Here is a 17,400-nt window from a genome sequence, read left to right as displayed (position 1 = left end):
CGATCCACGGATGCATGCCCGGTCAACGAACCAGCACCCCGGCAGTCACCGTGCCCGGGAGAGGAACTACTTGCACCCCTCAAGCAACGGCATTGAGGCAGCGCCACCGAGTGGTGAGGCCGTCAGGCCTCGGGGGCTCCGAGCGCGTACAGCCGGGGAAGGTTGACGACGATCGCCTCCTGCGTGCTGCGGGCGATGACGACCACGGCCTCCGCGGTCGGGTCGGGGTTCTCCTCCCGGTGCGGCACGAAGGGCGGGACGAAGATGTAGTCGCCGGGTGAGGTGCGCAGCCGTACCTCCTCCGGTTCGCCGCCCGAGTCGTCCAGGAAGACGAACTCGGGGTGTCCGCTGACCACATGGATGGCGGTCTCGGACTCACCGTGGTGGTGGTCGGAGGAGGAGGTCGCGGGGGCGACGTGGGTCTGGCCCATCCACAGCTTCTCCGCTCCGACGGTCTTTCCGCTGACGGCGGCGAATCTGCGCATGCCTCCGGTCTGGGCGGTGTCGCCGTCCAGGGCGTCCGCACGGATGTGGTGCACCCGGCTGCGCAGTGGCGCGGCCGACCGGTCCGGGGCGTCGTGGAGGTGAGGGTGGAAGCCCTCACCGGGGGTCGTCAGCGGCTCACTCATGGCAGGGACGGTAGAGCGGCACGGAAAAGGATGTCAAGAGGTGTCCATTGGCCTTCACCTGCGGCAATGTTGCCGCAATGTGGGCGGCGGACGTGGGTGCGGATGTGAGCGCAGACCCCCGGCCCGTGTTGTGGTGACACCGCCGCAGTCGCCTCAGGTCGTAAGAGACGACCCGCTCACGGGCACAGCGCCACGATGCGATTCTCTGTGACGCGCCGTGATCAGGCGTGGAATGTCCGCGCGAAATGCCGCATTGGGCCCGCAAGGCCGTCGTCCACCCGGACGGAAGAACCTGGCCGATCGGACCGGAAGCATGGCCGGTCGGCCGACGCGGAGCCGGGGAACGCGGGCTAGCGTCCCTTCTCCGCAGGTAACACCACGGAGAGGAAGGCAGCACGATGGATCAGCGAACGTCCGACCGCGACGCCGGCGTGACCACCGAGTTCGAGAGGGACGTCGTCAAGCTCTTGCTGGAGGCGATGCGCGCGGTGGACAAGCAGGAACGCGAGGACGTCGGCACGGAAAGCGTGCTGTACGCGCTCGTGTCGGGTGACTCGGCCGCAGGTGCCGCGATCGCACCCGGAATGAGGGCTTCCGGCTCGCTCAGCGGTTCGATCGGATGTCGGGGGACGTCCGTGTGGGTCAGCGAGGACGCGGGTGACGGCACGGCGGGGAGCCCGGACGACGAGCGGGAGATCGGCGCCTTCTGGCGGGAGGTCCAGCGGGAGGAGGCCAAGAGGCTGCGCCGGAAGAATCGGAAGCAGAAGGAGGAGCAGGAGCAGGAGGGCCTTGAACTCCCGCCGATGACCGGCGCGTTGCGGACCTGTCTGCGCAAGGCACTGGAGGCCGCACGGGAGGAGGGCACCGCTTCCGTGCGCGTCCGGCATGTGGCGCGCGCACTGGTCGGGCTGCCCGATACGCGTGCCCGCGAGGCCATGGTGCTGGAGAAGGTGGACGTCCCGGCTGCCTCGATGGCGCTCGACGCGTTGCGGGGTGACGACGAAGTGCCGGAGCCCGGATCGGTGTTGATCCTGCGCAACGCGGGGACGTTCGGGAAGAGCGGTAATCCGCTGACCCGGAAGTTCACCGCCTGGATATTCGGAGGCGGCGCCGGGTTCGGTTCCGCGGTTGTGGGTGCGGTGCGCACGGAGGCACCACGGGGGGCGGCACGGCGCGGGGCGTCGGAGATGGAACCCGTCGATGTGCTGCTGGGGATCCTGGCGCTGGACCGGTCGTTGACCGTCGCGGGGCGTGAGCTGCCCGAGAAGCTGGCGGGAGCGAACCAGGGGGCCGCGCTCCTGCGCCGGCACGGCGTACGGCAGGATGCTGTCACCCGGGTGCTGTTCCCCACCACCGGGGTCGCGGAGGAGGAGCCCCGGGAGGTCCCGGGTCACACCGACTTCGAACGGCGGCTCCTGCACGTCACCCAGCTCACGGCCTCCGCTCAGGGCTCGCCCACGGTCGGCACGACCCACCTGCTGGCCGCGCTGCTGGACAAGGGGACGGACGCGGAGTCCGCGGCGGAGATCGAGCGTGTGCTGACCGAGAGCGGGGCGGACGTCGCCGGGCTGCGGGCGGAGCCGGAGCTCCGGGTACCGGGCGGTGCGGCACAGGCGTCCTGACGCAGCCGCAGTGGTCCGCCCACGCGTACGACGAGCAGCCGTTGAGAACGGCGCCCACAGGGAGGAAACATGAGTCCGGCAGTGCGACCGTGCACACGGGCGCGCCGCGAGGCCGCCGCGATCCGGGAGGCGGTGCGCGCCGCGCCCCGGCGGACGGTCGTGACGGAGTCCGTATTCGCCGGCCTGGTCCTGCTGTGCTCGCTGGCGCCGGTTCCGCTGATTCCGCCGGCCCACCCGGTGGCGGCGGCCCTCCTGGGGGTGTGGGCGGCACTCCTCGTGCCCGCGCGGCGGATGTACCCGGCCCTCACGGTGCTGGGCTGCGTGCCGGTGATCGCCGGGGACAACGTGTGGGCGATGGCGGTGGTGCCGTGCGTCGTGTGGTCCGCGGTGCGCCGCATCACCCCCGTACGGCGCGCCTGGGGAGTGATCGGGGCGAGCAGTGCCGGCGCCGTACTCATGTCGATCGCCGCCCAGTCCCTCGGCGGACTCCCGACGATGCCGTACCTGGTCGCCGGCGCCGGCGTGGCTGCGCTGTTCCTCCTGCTGCCCGCACTGTCCGGCATGATGCTGGGGCGTCGCCGCCCGCTGACGGGGCTGCTGCGGGAACGCAACGCCTACCTCGAACAGACCCGCTTCCTCACCGACGAGGCGGCCCGCATGGAGGAGCGGGCGCGCATCGCCGCCGAGATGCACGATCTGCTCGGCCACCGCATCGGCCTCATCTCGGTGCACGCCGGAGCCCTCCAGCTCGCCGCCGAACGGCAGGCGCCCCCGCTGGCCCCCCAAGCCGAACTTCTGCGCACCACCGCCGGAACGGCCATGGACGAGCTGCGCGGCATCCTCGGCGTCCTCCGTCACCACTCCGGCGAGGACAGCGGTGAGCGGGGCAGCCGCGAAGATCTCTCGGCTCTGGTCGCGGATTCCCGGAACGCGGGGGCCGACGCAGAACTGCACTGGAACGCGACCGGGCCGACGGACGCGGTGGACGCCCGCACCCGGCAGGCCGTCCACCGCGTGACCCGCGAAGGACTCACCAACGCGCTGAAGCACGCGTCCGGCGCGCCGGTCCGTGTGACGTTCCAGGACGAAGGGGACACGGTGATGGTCGCCGTCGTCAACGATGCCCCGCCGGTGCCCTGTCCGCCCGGGGCCGGGAACCGCAGTGGACTCGTCGGCCTCCAGGAGAGGATCAGCCTGCTCGGGGGCGCCCTCCACGCCAGACCGCGCCCGGAGGGCGGCTTCGCCCTCTCTGCCCGTATACCCGTCCGGCCCGACTCGCTGCCCGTGTACGCCATTTCGCCCGGTCAGGTGTCCGGCGGGGCGGGCTCCCGGCCGCCGCTGTCCGCGGAGGTCCTCACATGGCCCCGCCTCCTGGGAGGCGGCTGCGCGGCTCTGCTGGTGTTGCTGCCGACGATCGGCGGCACCATCGCCCTGCTGATCATGGCGGCTCTACACTGAACCGGTGATCCGAGTCCTGATTGCCGACAACGAGGCGCTGATGCGCGCCGGGGTCCGCCTGATCCTGGAGAACGACGACGAGGTGCGGATCGTGGCCGAGGCGCAGAACGCCCATGAGGCCGTCGAAGCCTGCCGCGCCCACTCCGTCGACGTCGCCCTCCTCGACATCCGTATGCCCGGGGACGGCATCACCGCCGTCGCCGAGATCGCCCGGCACTCGCCCCGCACCCGAGCGGTGATGCTGACGGCCTTCGGCGAGGAAGCGACCGTCACCAGCGCCCTGCGCGCCGGAGCCCACGGCTACCTCCTCAAGGACACCGGCCCCCGCGACCTCATCGACGCCGTACGCCGCGCCGCAGCCGGAGAACCCGTCCTCGCCCCGCAGGTCACCCGCCAACTCGTCGACTTCCGGACCCGGTTGGGCCACGGCAACGACATGGCATCACGTCGGATCGCGGACCTGACACCGGCTGAACGGAACGTCCTGCGGCTGCTGGGCACCGGCCTCTCCAACGCCGAGATCGCCGCACAGCTCCACCTGAGCTCCGGCACGGTCAAGGCCCACGTCAGCAGCATCCTCACCCGCACCGACTCCACCAACCGGGTCCAGGCGGCTGTGCTGGCGCAGGAGGCGGGGCTGCTCGGCTGACGCCCGGCAGGCCGCACAGACAAAGGCCGCGGCCCTGGGAAAGGGACACGCGAAATGCGAGCCCACAGCGGAACTCCGCGAAGCTCTTGTCGTGGAACGGCCGTCGGGCATGATGTGGGCATGCATATCTCCGCGAAGGCGGACTACGCCACGCGGGCCCTCCTGGAGCTCGCCCGTGAGCCTGGCCGTCCACTCACCTGTGAGGCCATCGCTTCCTCACAGGAAATTCCGTTCCGGTTCCTGAAGTCCGTCGTGGGCGAGTTGCGCAGAGCCGGCCTGGTGCGCAGCCAGCGCGGCTGCGAGGGCGGTTACTGGCTCGGCAGACCGGCCGGCGAGATCGCCCTGCTGGACATCGTGCGTGCCGTCGACGGCGAAGTGATCACCCTGCGCGGCGAGTCCCTGGCCGCACTCGACTACCCCGGCCCGGCCGTGGGCCTGCCCGGTGTGTGGCGGCAGGTCGAGGCGGAGGCGACGGCGGTCCTGGGCGGACTCACCCTGGCCTCCCTGCTGCCCGCGGGCGCGCTGGAGCGGCAGTCCGGGGTCGGCGTCTCGTGACGGGTGCGCCGCAGCCGCCGCCCGTGGTGGAGGTGGTGGAGTACACCGATCCGATGTGCCCCTGGGCCTGGGGGTCGGAGCCCGTTTTCCACCGCCTGCGGGCGGCCCTGGCAGGCCGGGTCCGCTGGCGGCGGTCGTACGCCGTCCTCTTCGACGTCGACGACGATCCGCCGCCCGACCCGGCGGCCGAGACGGCCTGGTACGCGAGCTACGTGGAGGAGATCAGCTCGCACACCCTGGCGCCCCGCGCGGTCCGGCTGAGCCGGGTCGCGGCAAGCTCCTGGCCCTCCTCGCTCGTCGCCAAGGCCGCGGAGCTCCAAGGCGCCGGCGTGGCCGAGCGGGTGCTGCGGCGGCTGCGGGAGACCGCGTTCGTCCTCGGGGAGCCGGCGGACACCGGCGCGCTCGCGCTGTCCGCGGTGCGAGGTGTGCCCGGCCTGGATCCGGGGCGGCTGATGTCCGACGCGGCCTCGGGCGAAGTACTCGAACGGGTTCGGGCCGACCGGGCGGAGGCGCGCCGCCCGGTGCCCGAAGTGCTGTCCGTGCGCGACGGATCGCCCCACCCCGGTGCGGCCAAGCCGACCCCCGACGACGGGTTCCGGTACGCACTCCCGACCCTTCTGTTCCGCTCCCCCGCCGGGTACCGGGCGGTGCCCGGCTGGCGGCCCTTCGCGGCATACGCGGCGGCCGTCGAGGAGCTCTGCCCCGGGCTGTTGGAGACCCCCGCACCGCTCTCCCCGGCCGAGGCCCTGGAGCGTCATCGGAGCCTGACCGGACCGGAGGCGGAGCTGCTCACGGAAGGGGGCCGGCCGCCGTCGGACGCGGTCCGGGTGGATACCGGGAACGGGCCGCTGTGGCTGCATCCCGGGGAGGCCGCGGTGCACCCGGCCACCCGTCCCCGGCCCTCGGAAGGTCTCTGATCTGCGGTCAGAGACCGTTCCACCGAATGAGACACCGATTGGTGTCCATTGACAGACGCCGACAGCTGCCAGCAGGATATGCACCATGTTCACGACGCACCCCGGTGTGGTGTGCCGATACGTGGATCTTCGGCGCACCTCCAGCGCACTCTGTCGCTGATCGGCCGCCGCTCCGATCCGCAGGCCCCGCCTGACGCCCGCCGGCAGCACTGACTGCCCGCTGTCGCTCCGAGCCGCGCCTGTCCCCCGCACTTCCGCACTTGTGCTCCGCCGCGCACCGTCGCGCACCGGATCCCGCGCCCCGGCCCACCCCTGAGCCCCGGCGCTCCTCGTGGAGCGCCGCCTCACGCACGGCCGGGTCCTCCGCCCCTCCCCCGTTGCCCACCCCTGGCCGAGCGCCGACCTGCCCGCGTGCCCGAAGGCCTGCCCCGCCACCCCTGTCCGCACGCCCATGTGCCGGCCAGTGGTCCGGCGCGGGTGCCGAGCCGCCTCCCCTTCCCCGACCTCCCGCCCCGATCCGTCCCCGATCCGTCCCCGATCCGGGCCGGAACAGGGCGGGGCTGTCACAGAGAGAATGAGATGTCCCCTCGACTCACGACGCTCCGCCCCGGACGCACCGTCCGGTCGGCCCGACGCGCCGGCGGCCTTCGGTCCGCGGCCCTGGGAACCGCCTTCGTCGCCCTTCTCACCCCTGTCCTGAGCGCCTGCGGCGGCGACGTCTCCGCCTCGGCCGGCAGCGCCACGCTGAAGTGGGCCTCCTCCTACTTCCCCGCCCACTGGGATCCGGTGGTCTCCGGCAGCGGAGCCCAGTTCCGCGAACTCGCTCTGGTATATGCCTCGTTGACGCGGACCGACGAGTCCGGAAAGGCCGTGCCCGACCTCGCCGAGAGCTGGAAGTACAACGCCGCCGGCGACCGGATCACCTTTCACGTACGCCCCGGTCTGAAGTTCAGTGACGGCGAGCCGGTCGACGCCACCGCGGTCAAGGCCGCCGTCGAACGGGCCAAGAAGCAGAAGAACTCCGCCCTCTTCGGCGACCTGACATCGATCAAGTCCGTGGACGCCAACGGACTGGACGCGGTTCTCCACCTCAGTCAGGTCGACTACCAGATACCGCAACTGCTCGGCGAGCGCGTTCTGCAGATCGCCAGCCCCAAGGCGGCCGAGAACCCGGCCGAGCTGGACCAGAACCCGGTCGGGGCAGGGCCGTTCATCGTCAAGCAACTGGTCCCCGGCACCAAGGCCGTCCTGACGAAGAACCCCGGCTACTGGGACGCGAAGAACATCCACATCGACGACGTCGAGCTGAGCTCCGCCCCCGACGCCTCCACGGTCGTCTCCGGCCTGCAGACCGGTGTCTACAACTTCGCGGACCTCGATCCGAGCCAGGCGGACGCCGCCAAGAAGGCCGGGCTGGACGTCTTCTCCCAGCCGGGCTTCAACGCCTCCAACATCAGCCTCAACGTCAACAAGGCGCCGTTCAACGACGACCGGGTCGTCGACGCCGTCCGCTACGCGGTCAACCGCAAGGAATTCGTCGACAAGCTGACCTTCGGCTACGGCGAGGTGACCAACCAGCCCTTCCCGAAGGGATACGTCGCCTACGACCCGAAGTCGGAGAACGCCTACTCCTTCGACCCGGACAAGGCCAGGCAACTGCTGGCCGACGCGGGTCACAAGGCCGGCGACATCAAGCTCAGTCTGGTCGTCCCGGCCGAGGACCCGCAGGCCGAGATCGTGCAGTCGCAACTGGCCGCGGTGGGCATCAAGGTGACCATCAAGATCGACAAGAACTGGGCCACCCCGTTCTTCGCCAAGAACCTGACGTTCTCGCTGTACTCGACCACGGGCCGTGACTCCGCCGTGCAGACCCTCACGGCCCACTTCGGCCCCAACGGCCCGCTCAACCTCAGCACGCCGTACGAGCCGGACGGTTTCGAGGAGGCCGTGGCCAAGGTCCGCCGGACACCGCTGGACTCGCCGAAGTACACCGAGACCCTTCAGAAGGCGACCCGGGCCGGCCTCGGGAGCAAGGCGCTGGTCTTCACGTACTCCGCGCCGAACCTCTTCGCCAAGAGCAAGCAGATCTCCGGACTGCCGAAGAACCCGGCCCACATCGACTGGACCGGCGTGACCGTCAACGGCTCCGACTGAGCTGTCACACAAGACAACTGACATGCATTCGATGAAGAGAGGGGCAAGCCCCATGACGACGAGCGCTCCACCGGTGGCTCCTGCCCGCCGTCGCGGGCTCGCCGCGGCCAGGGCCCGGCACGCGGCGGGCCGGGTCCTGGCCGCCCTCGGCCGGTCGGTCGCGATCTTCGTACCCGTGTTCCTGGTCGCGACGTTCGTGACGTTCGCCCTGCGGTCGCTGAGCGGCCTCAGCCCGGCCCGTATCCAGCTGGGCGAGGAGGCGACCCCCGAGGCGATCCACCGGATCGAGGCACAGTGGGGCCTCGACAAGCCCTTCCTGTCCCAGTACTGGGACTGGTTCACCGGCGTCCTGCACGGGCAGCTCGGCACCAGCTGGGTCAACGGGGCCGACATCTCGACCCTGATCGGCCTCGGCCTGGGTGTGAGCCTGTCGGTCGCCACGTTCGCGCTGCTCATCGGGGTGGTGGCCGGGTTCGGTCTCGGCACCCTGGCCGCCCTCCGGCGCACCACCCTCGTCGACCGCGCGATCACGGGGTTCGTCACCGTGATCTCGGTGATGCCGGCCTTCGTCGTCGGCATCGTGCTGGTCGCGGTCCTCGCGGTCGGACTCCATCTGTTCCCGTCGGCCGGCTACATCCCGGCGGAGCAGGGCTTCGGCCGCTGGCTCGCCCACATCACCCTCCCCGCGCTCGCGCTGAGCTTCGACGTCATCGCCGACGTCGCCCGCCAGCTGCGAACCAGCCTCATCTCGGCCTACGACGAGAACTATGTGACCGGCGCGGTGGTAAGGGGGCTGAGCCCCCGGCGGATCTTCTTCGGCCATGTGCTGCGCAACGGTCTCGGGCCCGCGCTCGCCACGCTCGGGCAGAAGTTCCCCGCACTGGTCGGCGCTTCCGTCGTCACGGAGTGGATCTTCGGCCTCCAGGGCTTCGGCCGATTCGCCAACGACTCCGCCCAGGCCGGTGACGTACCCGCGGTGCAGGGCGTCCTCGTGGTGTCGATCGTGCTGGTCGTCTCCTTCAACCTGATCATCAATCTGGTGCTGGCACGCGTCATGCCGGCATCCCAGCGGGGGGTGTGACCATGGTGCGCCGCGTGCTCGCACTCGTGTCCGGCCGGATCGCCGTCGTCATCCTCGTGGTGATCGCACTGCTTGCGGTACTCGGACCGTGGATCGCTCCACAGAATCCCCTGGCCACCAGCGACAACCCGCTCGCTGATGTCTCGGGCGCCCACTGGCTGGGCACCGACTACCTCGGCCGTGACGTGCTCAGCCGGCTGCTGGACGGCTCGCGCGTCAGCGTGCTCGGCTCGCTGGAGGTCGCGCTCATGGCTCTCGTCGTCGGCGCCGTGCCGGGCATCCTGTCGGTCTGTCTCGGCCGGGCCTTCGAGTGGTTCACCCTCCGCCTGGCCGACACGCTCGTGGCCCTGCCGTTCCTGCTGTTCGCCATCGCCGTGATCGCCCTGCTGGGCAACGGCCTCACCCAGGCCATGCTCGTCACCGGAGCGCTGGTCTCGCCTCTCTTCTACCGGGTGTCCCGCGCGGCGACGCTGGCCGTCGCCCGCTCCCCGTACGTGGAGGCAGCGATCATCTCCGGCGCCTCGGTCGGCTGGGTCGTACGCCGTCACGTCTGGGTCAAGGTGCTCCCGCCGATCGCGATCGCACTCGCACAGACCATCGGTGTCGGCTTCGTCATCGTGTCGAGCCTGACGTTCCTCGGCATCGGCGTCCAGCCTCCGGCACCCACCTGGGGCGGGCTGCTCGCCTCCGACCTGGGCTACCTCAGTCACCGGCCGTGGGCACCGCTGGCGCCCGCCCTGCTGATCATGGTCACCGTCTGGGCCTGCAACCTCCTCGCCGACGCCATCCGCGATGTCTCCGGCGAGGCCGGCCGGGCCCTGGTCAACAACCGCAAGGCCCGCGCCAACCGCCTCGCCGAGAGCGGTCCCGCCCCCACCGGAGGTTCCCTGTGACGACCCTGTCCCAGCACATCGCTCCCGGTCGGGCCGAGCCCGCCGCCACCGCCGCCCGGCCCGGCCCGACCGCCGCGCCGGTGCTCTCCCTCCGCGACGTACGCATCAGCGACCGCGTCACCGACCGGGAGATCGTGCACGGCGTCACCTTCGACCTCACCCCCGGCAAGGCGGTCGGCATCGTCGGCGAGTCCGGCAGCGGCAAGACGCTCACCTGCCGGGCCGCGCTGGGCATCCTGCCCGCGCACTTCGAGGTCTCCGGCGGCTCGATCGAGATCGCCGGCACCGACATCGCGACCCTCACGTCCCGGCAGTGGACGGCCCTGCGCGGCGCCACGATCGGCGCGGTCTTCCAGGACCCGGCGTCCTACCTCAACCCTTCGATCCGCGTGGGTGCCCAGATCGCAGAGGTCCTGCGGGCCAAGCAGGGGCTGAAGCGGCGCGAGGCACGGCACCGCGCCGTCGAACTGCTGCGGGCGGTGCGCCTGCGCGACCCGGAGCTGGTCTACGGCCAGTACACCTACGAGCTGTCGGGAGGCATGCTCCAGCGCGTCCTGATCGCGGCGGCCATCGCCGTCGAACCGCGCACCCTCATCGCCGACGAGGCCACCACGGCCCTCGACGTCACCGTCCAGGCCGAGATCCTCGATCTGCTCGCCGAGCTGCGGGAGCGGACCGGACTGGCGCTCGTGGTCGTCTCCCACGACCTGGCCGTCGTCGCCCAGCTGTGCGACGAGGTCCTCGTGATGAAGCAGGGCGACGTGGTGGAGCACGGCCCGACACGGGCGGTGCTCCACGATCCGCAGCACGAGTACACCCGGCTGCTCATCGCCGAGCACGACCAGTACGGCCTGGAGAAATTCCTCGCCCCGAAGGAGGCTTCGTGACCACCGAGTTGACGCAAGCGGCAGCAGCCCGTCGTGAGGGGGACGCCGGGCCGGTGCTCGATGTCAGCGGACTGGAGGTGCGCTACGGACGGGGCCGCCGGCGCCGCCGCGCCCTGCACGGAGTCTCGCTGAGCGTCGCACCCGGCGAGACGGTGGGTGTCATCGGCGAGACGGGATCGGGCAAGTCCACCCTCGCCCGCGCCGTTCTCGGCCTGGTTCCGGCCTCGGCCGGATCGGTCCTCATCGACGGGGAGGACGTGAGCGCCTACGGCCGCCGTCAGTGGCGTGCTCTGCGCCGCCGCGGCGTCGTCCAGTACGTCTTCCAGGACCCGCTGCGCAGCCTCGACCCGGATCTCACCGTCGAGGACTCCCTGACCGAACCCCTGCTCGTCCAGGGCGTACCGCGCAAGGAGGCAACCGCGCGGGCCCGGGCGTTCCTGGACCGCGTCCACCTCTCCGGAGAACTGCTGGAGCGGTTGCCCGGCGAGCTCTCCGGCGGTCAGCGCCAACGAGTCGCCGTGGCCAGGGCGCTGGTCACCGAGCCCCGGCTGGTCATCCTCGACGAGCCGGTCAGCGCGCTGGACTCCGCCAACCGCGTCAAGGTCCTGGAGATCCTCAAGGAGCTACGGGCCACCGGCGTGGCCCTCGTCCTCATCTCCCACGACCTCGGGTCCGTGGCGGGGACCGCGGATCGCATCGCGGTGCTCTACCAGGGCGAACTCGTCGAGGTCGGCGCCTCCTCGGACGTCATCAACCACCCCCGGCACGCGTATACCCAACTGCTCGTCAGCTCGGCGCCGACCCTGCGCACGGGCGCGGCCGACCGGTCGGAGCGCGAGGCGCTGCGCGCGCTGCTGAACGCCTGAGCACGGCGGCACCCGTACGACCCGGCCCCCCAACAACTCTGCCGACTACGCGCACATCCCGAGAGGAACAGCCATGTCCCGCACGATCCACCTCGCACTGCACCCCTACGGTGTCGGAGGCCCCGGACAGCACGGTCTGTGGAAGGACCCGCGCGTCGCCAAGAACGCCAGCGTCGACATCAACTACTACATCCAGCAGGCCCAGGCGGCCGAGCACGCACTCTTCGACGCGCTCTTCGTCGTCGACAGCCAGTTCATCAACAGCACCTACCCGTCGCACTACCTCAACCGGCTGGAGCCCCTCACGCTCCTGTCCGCGGTGGCCACCCACACCAAGCACATAGGCCTGGTCGGCACGGCGAGCTCGACGTACAACTCGCCGTTCAACCTCGCCCGCCGCTTCGCCTCCCTCGACCACATCAGTGGTGGGCGTGCCGGATGGAACGTGGTGACCAGCTTCGACACCGGCACCTCCAAGAACTACGGGCTGGACGAGCACCTGGACTACACGACGCGGTACGGCCGGGCGCTGGAGTTCGTCCAGGTCGCCAGAGGTCTGTGGGACTCCTACGAGGACGACGCCTTCCCGGCCGACGTGGAACGCGACGTCTTCCTCGATCCGGGCCGGCTGCACGCGCTCGACCACGCCGGGGAGCACTTCAAGGTCGCGGGACCGCTCAACATCTCCCGATCGCGTCAGGGCCAGCCGGTCATCTTCCAGGCCGGGGTCTCGCCCGAGGGGCGCGATCTCGCCGCGCGGGTGGCCGAGGGCATCTACGCCCCGGGCGGCTCCCTGGAACAGGCGCAGGAGTACTACGCCGACATCAAGCTGCGCACCGCGGCCTACGGCCGCAATCCCGACCACATCAAGGTGTTCATCCACGGCGGCCCGATCGTCGGCGCGACCGACCAGGACGCCAGGAACCGCGAACGGGAGATCTTCGAGGAGGACAACGACTTCGAGAGCAACCTCGCGCTCCTGGGCCGCTCCTTCGGGGCGTACGACTTCGCCGGCCACGACCTGGACGCGCCCTTCCCGGACGTCTCCCATCTCGCGGAGAAGGGCGGCCGTACGGGTGCCGCGAAGATCATCGAGCGCGCCCGCGCGGAGAACCTGACGCTGCGCCAGGTCGCCGAGTCGGTCAACGCCTTCCGCCGCTCGCCGTTCGTCGGCGCCCCGGAGACCGTCGCCGACACCATCGAGCAGTGGTTCGACGCCGGTACCTTCGACGGCATCAATCTCGCCTTCCGGAACAACGACGACCTCAGCCTCTTCGTCGACGGCGTGGTGCCGCTCCTGCAGAAGCGCGGTCTGTTCCGCACGGAGTACGAGGCCGACACCCTGCGCGGCAATCTCGGCCTGCCGTTCGCCGCCAACCGGCACACGCTCGAGCGCGAGCTCGTACGCGACTGAGTACGCCGGGCGCCCTGAGCTCCGGGCCGCGCCACGGCCCTTGCCGCCGACGGCTGTTGATCACCGCCTGACCGCTGAAAGGCATGCATCTCATGACCGACGAGACACCGCGCTTCAGACTCGGCTTCCTCACCCATGTCCAGGGCCGGGGCGGCGATCTGGCCAGGACGTACCGCGACGCCCAGGAACTCTTCGACGTCGGCTGGGTCGCCCAGCACCACGTCGCCCAGGGCGGGGGCGGCCTGTCCTCGCCCTGGCCCTTCCTGGCGCACGCCGCGGCACGGACCACCCGGATACGGCTCGGCACCGCCATCACGATCCTCCCGCTGGAGGACCCGGTCCGCCTCGCCGAGGATGTCGCCACCGTCGACCTGCTCAGCGGCGGACGCGTCGAGATCGGCGTGGGCAGTGGGGCGGCCGCCCCCGAGTACGCCGCCCTCGGCAAGGACTTCGACCGCAGGCGTGAGCTGACCAGTGCGAACCTCCAGGTTCTGCGTACGGCCCTGGCCAACGAGGAAGTGGGGGCGCCCGGCTTCCGGATCCAGCCTGCCGCCGTAGGCTTCGGCGACCGGATCTGGCAGGGCGTCTTCAGCGGCAGCGGTGCGGCGTATGCCGCGGCCAGGGGCTCGAACCTGCTCCTCAACCGGGCGGCCTACGGTTTCGACGCGCCCACGGACGAGGTGCAGCGCCCCTGGGCGGACGCGTACCTCGCCGCGTGGGACCAGCCCCGCCGGCCACGGATCGGCCTCTCCCGGTTCATCTTCCCCGCCAAGGACAAGCGCACGGCGCTCCGGCAGATCGGCGACGACGTGCACCGGGCCGCCCTGCGGATGGCCGAGAGCGGCTCCTTCCCCAAGGGGCTGGGCATGGAGGAGGCGCTGCGGCGCTTCCACTCGTTCCACGGCGCTCCCGAGGAGATCGTCACCGCGCTCCGGCAGGAGAAGGTCCTGCCCGTCGCTACGGATCTGATCACCCAGTTCAATCCCGCGGTCCCCGACCACGATGCCGCGATCCGGGCCCTCGAACTCATCGCGACCGAGGTGGCACCGGCCCTCGGCTGGAAGCCCCGGGCCGCACCCCACCCCACAGCCGAACCCGCCACCGAACCCGCAGGAGCCTGAAATGCCCGAGTACAGCGACCACTTCGGCCCGGAGGGCCTCCGCATCCGCGGCACCGTCCTCGTGGTGCCCGGCCGGGGAGAGACCCGGGCGGCCTACGCCCGGTTCGGCAGGCGTCTCGCCGCCGACGCCTACCGGGTACGGGTCATCGACGCCCCGGGGATCGACGCCGACGACCTCACCGGCTCGCTGACCGGATTCGGTGCACAGCTCGTCGCGGCGCTCGAAGGGACCGCGGCACAGGACGGTGTCGTCCGCCCCGTCGTGGTCGTGGGGGCCGACACCGGCGCGGCCGCGGTCGCCGCGCTGCTCGGCCGGGAGGAGACCCCTGCCGCCTGGCGGCCGGAGGCCGTCGTTCTCGCCGGGCTCCCGGGGCACACGGCCACCGGGGCCGGCACCTGGGACGAGGAACTCGACGTCCGCACCTTCTGTCCCGCACATCGGGGCACGCTCACCGAGGACGCCGGGGTACGGCGGGGCTCTCTCCAGGACGCGGTGCCGGACGCTCTGCTCACGGCGGCGTACGGCGGCGACACAGGCGTCCCGGCGCTGATCCTCGTGGGCGACGCCGATCCGCTCGCCGACCGGGACGCCGTGGCCCGTACGGCGAAGTCCCTATCCCGGGCCCGCCTCTCGGTGATCCGGGATGCCCATCACGATGTCCTGAACGACCTCCAGCACCGCTCGGTGGCGGCCGAGATCATCACGTTCCTGGAGACACTGCGCAACGAACTGACCCCCGTCATCGCGGTGGAGTCCAGTGCGTGGTGAGTGCCCCCGTCCGGTCGCACGGTCCGAAACCGTGTCCCGCCAACCCCGTTGTCCGGCCCGTCCGAAACCCCGACCCGAAAGGTGCCCGCATGGCCACCGTCCTGTCCGTCTCCGGAAGCCCCTCCTCGACCTCCCGAACCGCACGGCTCCTGCGTGACCTGGACGACCGGCTGAGGGACCAGGGGCACGAGGTCACCTCGCTGGAGGTCCGCACCCTGCCCGCGGACGCGCTGCTCGGCGCGCAGTTCGGCCATCCGGCGATCGTCGCGGCCACCGAGCTGTTCGAGCAGGCGGACGGGGTGGTGATCGGCACCCCGGTCTACAAGGCCGCCTACTCAGGGCTGCTCAAGTCGCTGCTCGATCTGCTCCCCCAGTACGCGCTGACCGGCAAGACCGTGCTGCCGCTGGCCACCGGCGGCAGCCTGGCCCACGTCCTGGCGATCGACTACGCGCTGCGCCCGGTGCTGAGCTCCATGGGCGCCGAGCACATCGTGCCGGGATGGTTCACCCTCGACAAGGACATCACCGTCGGCCAGGACGGTGCATTGACCGTGGCCCCGGGCTCCGCCGAGGCCCTTGCCGAGGTGACCGACCGCTTCTCCGCCGCGCTGGGAGCCCGCACCGCGCTCCTCGCAGCGGCGGAGTGAGCGGATGCGCGGCGATCAGCGGGCGGCGGGGCCGTGGTGGTCCCGGTCGCCCGCTGATCGCCGCGGCGGGCGGCGACCTGTTGCGGCGGCCCCGGTGGCCGAAGGAGCCACCTGCGTGCCGTAGCCGAACCCACAAGGACGCCCGCAGCCAGCCCGCCGAGCGGAGTGACCAGCTGAACCGCCGCTGTCGTCGCACTCAGCACGCGGCTGCGCAGTTCCTCCGGCACCGTCTCGTACGTCACCGTGGCCATGACGGGGTTGAGCACACCGCAGGCGAGACCCTCAACCTCCATGACCACGGCCAGCGGCGCGAAGGCGTCAGTGACGGCTGCCACCACGAAGCGCGGCAGGCCCACAACGAGAAACGCGATCGTGAACACGGGCCACCGCCGAAAGCGGCTGCCCTCCGCCCCATAGACCAGCGCACCCGTCAGTGCGACGCCGGCTCGATCTGCCGCTGTGTCTGCGCCTCAGGCAGGCCGCGCACCCCGAACGCGAACAGCGGCGCGGCCACGGCGAAGGTCGCGGCATCCACCAACAGGACGTTCCCCGCTCCGAATACGGCGATCAGCACACCCCCGAGAGCCGATCCAGTCAGCGCCGCACAGCGCGCCGCACCGTCGTACAACCCGGCGGCTCCGGCCAGCGGCATTCCGGCGCGTTCCGCGAGCGAGGGCAACAGCACGCCGCGGGCCGTTTCGCCCGGTGAGCGAATCAGTCCTGTCATCGCCATCAGCACGCACGGCATCCAGAACCGCAGGATGCCGGCGAACTGCAGCAGCGGGATCGCCGCAACCGCGATCCCGCAGGCGAGATCCGAGGCGACACTCGCCCGCCGTCGCCCGATCCGGTCGATGACCGGGCCACCGACGGCGCAGCGAGCACTACGGGCAGCAGTGTGCAGAACGCGACGGCCCCCACCTTGGCGGCACTGCCCGTGCTCTGCGGCACGAACCACGGCACACCCATGTACGTGAGGCAATTCCCGTTAATAGAAGCGAGGTTGGCGGCAAGAACCGTTGTCAGAGGACGGCGATCACCCGTCAAGAAGTCTTCGGGCACTACGGTGGTCTCCCATGAGGGGAAGCACCCACCGCAGACGATGTGGTCAGCCGGCGGGCGAAGCGAAGTGGTCAGCGTCTGGCGCGCATGACGAGGCGCACCGCGATGCGGTGTTCACAAGCAGCGCCTCCAGCCCTTCGCCGGGATGACCACCCGGCACCTCCACGCATTGTCACCTCGGACATCCGTCCTCCGCAACGACGATCCGTTCGCTACGGACGGCTCGCACAGAGAGTCGCCCGAGAGGCGCAGATGAAGACAGAACCTGCTGACGACCTGGATCCGGAGCGACGCCGGACTTGAGCTTTCCCGGGCTCGGAACACTCACCGATGAGTCACACCCTGCAGGCTGGGAGACGATCAACGTGCGCGTGGGAACTGCCGCGCGAACCCGCTGCCATGTGCGCTGATCAGTGGATTCCGTCGGTGCCCGTCGAGCCCGATGATCGGGCTGCCGGCCCGGGCGTCGGTGTCGGGTGCAGTGACCAGCAAGTTCCGGCATCGACCGGACACACGAGCTCGGTGGCGTCCACTCACGAGTCCGGTGGCTACCCGAAGAGCGTGAACCTGAGGACGTCAGGCCAATGCCGTTGCTTGAGCTACTGAAGTATCGCGGGCGCAAGGGTGATGATCTTCTCGGGAACCCGTCGCGTGCCTCGCCTGGCCTGGTCTTTCT

16 protein-coding genes and 1 pseudogene are annotated in these 17,400 nt (G+C 70.9%); 14 read left to right on the top strand and 3 right to left on the bottom strand.

Translation table 11 applies throughout. The features are described 5' to 3' along the window. Window positions 1-122 precede the first annotated feature (122 nt). Window positions 123-629: a cupin domain-containing protein gene (locus ACIQM0_RS39135; protein ID WP_401295976.1), complete on the bottom strand. Its 507-nt coding sequence runs from the start codon at window positions 627-629 to the stop codon at window positions 123-125. A 398-nt stretch (window positions 630-1,027) separates the two neighbouring features. Between ACIQM0_RS39135 and ACIQM0_RS39130 the strand changes: the two genes are divergently transcribed. The 14 genes from ACIQM0_RS39130 (at window position 1,028) to ssuE (ending at window position 15,662) form a co-directional block, all read left to right on the top strand. Further along, the gene (locus tag ACIQM0_RS39130; RefSeq protein WP_401295973.1) at window positions 1,028-2,251 is read left to right on the top strand and encodes a Clp protease N-terminal domain-containing protein; all 1,224 of its coding nucleotides are present in this window, start codon (window positions 1,028-1,030) and stop codon (window positions 2,249-2,251) included. Between the two features lie 69 nt (window positions 2,252-2,320). Next, complete coding sequence (locus ACIQM0_RS39125; RefSeq protein WP_401295970.1) at window positions 2,321-3,709, top strand: sensor histidine kinase; 1,389 nt, start codon at window positions 2,321-2,323, stop codon at window positions 3,707-3,709. 4 nt (window positions 3,710-3,713) lie between these two features. Next, window positions 3,714-4,358: a response regulator gene (locus ACIQM0_RS39120; RefSeq protein WP_401295967.1), complete on the top strand. Its 645-nt coding sequence runs from the start codon at window positions 3,714-3,716 to the stop codon at window positions 4,356-4,358. Between the two features lie 120 nt (window positions 4,359-4,478). Then, window positions 4,479-4,913, top strand: a complete 435-nt coding sequence (locus ACIQM0_RS39115; RefSeq protein WP_363024530.1) for an Rrf2 family transcriptional regulator — start codon at window positions 4,479-4,481, stop codon at window positions 4,911-4,913. A gap of 53 nt (window positions 4,914-4,966) precedes the next feature. Beyond that, the gene (locus ACIQM0_RS39110; protein WP_401295978.1) at window positions 4,967-5,830 is read left to right on the top strand and encodes a DsbA family protein; all 864 of its coding nucleotides are present in this window, start codon (window positions 4,967-4,969) and stop codon (window positions 5,828-5,830) included. Between the two features lie 579 nt (window positions 5,831-6,409). After that, window positions 6,410-7,984 (top strand): ABC transporter substrate-binding protein, encoded by a 1,575-nt coding sequence (locus tag ACIQM0_RS39105; RefSeq protein ID WP_401295964.1) that lies wholly within the window; start codon window positions 6,410-6,412, stop codon window positions 7,982-7,984. Window positions 7,985-8,036: 52 nt separating this feature from the next. Beyond that, a complete protein-coding gene (locus tag ACIQM0_RS39100) occupies window positions 8,037-9,065 on the top strand; it encodes an ABC transporter permease (protein ID WP_401295962.1) in 1,029 nt (342 codons plus the stop codon). 2 nt (window positions 9,066-9,067) lie between these two features. After that, window positions 9,068-9,958, top strand: a complete 891-nt coding sequence (locus ACIQM0_RS39095; RefSeq protein ID WP_401295959.1) for an ABC transporter permease — start codon at window positions 9,068-9,070, stop codon at window positions 9,956-9,958. After that, window positions 9,955-10,845: an ABC transporter ATP-binding protein gene (locus tag ACIQM0_RS39090; protein WP_401295956.1), complete on the top strand. Its 891-nt coding sequence runs from the start codon at window positions 9,955-9,957 to the stop codon at window positions 10,843-10,845. Before ACIQM0_RS39095 ends, ACIQM0_RS39090 begins: the two co-directional genes overlap by 4 nt. Continuing rightward, the gene (locus tag ACIQM0_RS39085; RefSeq protein ID WP_401295954.1) at window positions 10,842-11,711 is read left to right on the top strand and encodes an ABC transporter ATP-binding protein; all 870 of its coding nucleotides are present in this window, start codon (window positions 10,842-10,844) and stop codon (window positions 11,709-11,711) included. The genes ACIQM0_RS39090 and ACIQM0_RS39085 overlap by 4 nt, the downstream gene beginning before the upstream one ends. Before the next feature lie 73 nt (window positions 11,712-11,784). Continuing rightward, window positions 11,785-13,125: an LLM class flavin-dependent oxidoreductase gene (locus ACIQM0_RS39080; RefSeq protein WP_401295951.1), complete on the top strand. Its 1,341-nt coding sequence runs from the start codon at window positions 11,785-11,787 to the stop codon at window positions 13,123-13,125. A gap of 92 nt (window positions 13,126-13,217) precedes the next feature. Further along, window positions 13,218-14,246 carry an LLM class flavin-dependent oxidoreductase gene (locus ACIQM0_RS39075; protein WP_401295948.1) on the top strand — a complete coding sequence of 343 codons (1,029 nt, stop codon included), beginning with the start codon at window positions 13,218-13,220 and terminating at the stop codon, window positions 14,244-14,246. A gap of 1 nt (window position 14,247) precedes the next feature. Continuing rightward, on the top strand, window positions 14,248-15,015 hold the full coding sequence (locus ACIQM0_RS39070; RefSeq protein ID WP_401295945.1) for an alpha/beta hydrolase: 768 nt from the start codon (window positions 14,248-14,250) through the stop codon (window positions 15,013-15,015). Window positions 15,016-15,104: 89 nt separating this feature from the next. After that, entirely contained in the window at window positions 15,105-15,662 is a 558-nt protein-coding gene (gene ssuE / locus ACIQM0_RS39065; RefSeq protein ID WP_401295942.1) for an NADPH-dependent FMN reductase, read from the top strand. Window positions 15,663-15,844: 182 nt separating this feature from the next. Here the strand turns inward: ssuE and ACIQM0_RS39060 are convergent. After that, window positions 15,845-16,042: pseudogene (locus ACIQM0_RS39060) on the bottom strand (MFS transporter); the annotation flags it as partial. 50 nt (window positions 16,043-16,092) lie between these two features. Continuing rightward, window positions 16,093-16,620 (bottom strand): hypothetical protein, encoded by a 528-nt coding sequence (locus ACIQM0_RS39055; protein WP_401295940.1) that lies wholly within the window; start codon window positions 16,618-16,620, stop codon window positions 16,093-16,095. Window positions 16,621-17,400: the final 780 nt, after the last annotated feature.

The sequence above is a fragment of the Streptomyces sp. NPDC091387 genome, from assembly GCF_044756945.1.
Classification (GTDB): Bacteria; Actinomycetota; Actinomycetes; order Streptomycetales; family Streptomycetaceae; genus Streptomyces.
The sequence above is the reverse complement of the archived record's forward strand: the minus strand, read 5'-3'. Positions and strand labels throughout refer to the sequence as shown.

Bases quoted from the DNA above. Each gene is read 5' to 3' on its own strand.
- ACIQM0_RS39115 (WP_363024530.1), top strand. From the start codon at position 4,479: ATGCATATCTCCGCGAAGGCGGACTACGCCACGCGGGCCCTCCTGGAG.
- ACIQM0_RS39105 (WP_401295964.1), top strand. From the start codon at position 6,410: ATGTCCCCTCGACTCACGACGCTCCGCCCCGGACGCACCGTCCGGTCG.
- ACIQM0_RS39110 (WP_401295978.1), top strand. From the start codon at position 4,967: ATGTGCCCCTGGGCCTGGGGGTCGGAGCCCGTTTTCCACCGCCTGCGG.
- ACIQM0_RS39135 (WP_401295976.1), bottom strand. From the start codon at position 629: ATGAGTGAGCCGCTGACGACCCCCGGTGAGGGCTTCCACCCTCACCTC.
- ACIQM0_RS39095 (WP_401295959.1), top strand. From the start codon at position 9,068: ATGGTGCGCCGCGTGCTCGCACTCGTGTCCGGCCGGATCGCCGTCGTC.
- ACIQM0_RS39075 (WP_401295948.1), top strand. From the start codon at position 13,218: ATGACCGACGAGACACCGCGCTTCAGACTCGGCTTCCTCACCCATGTC.
- ssuE (WP_401295942.1), top strand. From the start codon at position 15,105: ATGGCCACCGTCCTGTCCGTCTCCGGAAGCCCCTCCTCGACCTCCCGA.
- ACIQM0_RS39125 (WP_401295970.1), top strand. From the start codon at position 2,321: ATGAGTCCGGCAGTGCGACCGTGCACACGGGCGCGCCGCGAGGCCGCC.
- ACIQM0_RS39070 (WP_401295945.1), top strand. From the start codon at position 14,248: ATGCCCGAGTACAGCGACCACTTCGGCCCGGAGGGCCTCCGCATCCGC.
- ACIQM0_RS39130 (WP_401295973.1), top strand. From the start codon at position 1,028: ATGGATCAGCGAACGTCCGACCGCGACGCCGGCGTGACCACCGAGTTC.
- ACIQM0_RS39100 (WP_401295962.1), top strand. From the start codon at position 8,037: ATGACGACGAGCGCTCCACCGGTGGCTCCTGCCCGCCGTCGCGGGCTC.
- ACIQM0_RS39080 (WP_401295951.1), top strand. From the start codon at position 11,785: ATGTCCCGCACGATCCACCTCGCACTGCACCCCTACGGTGTCGGAGGC.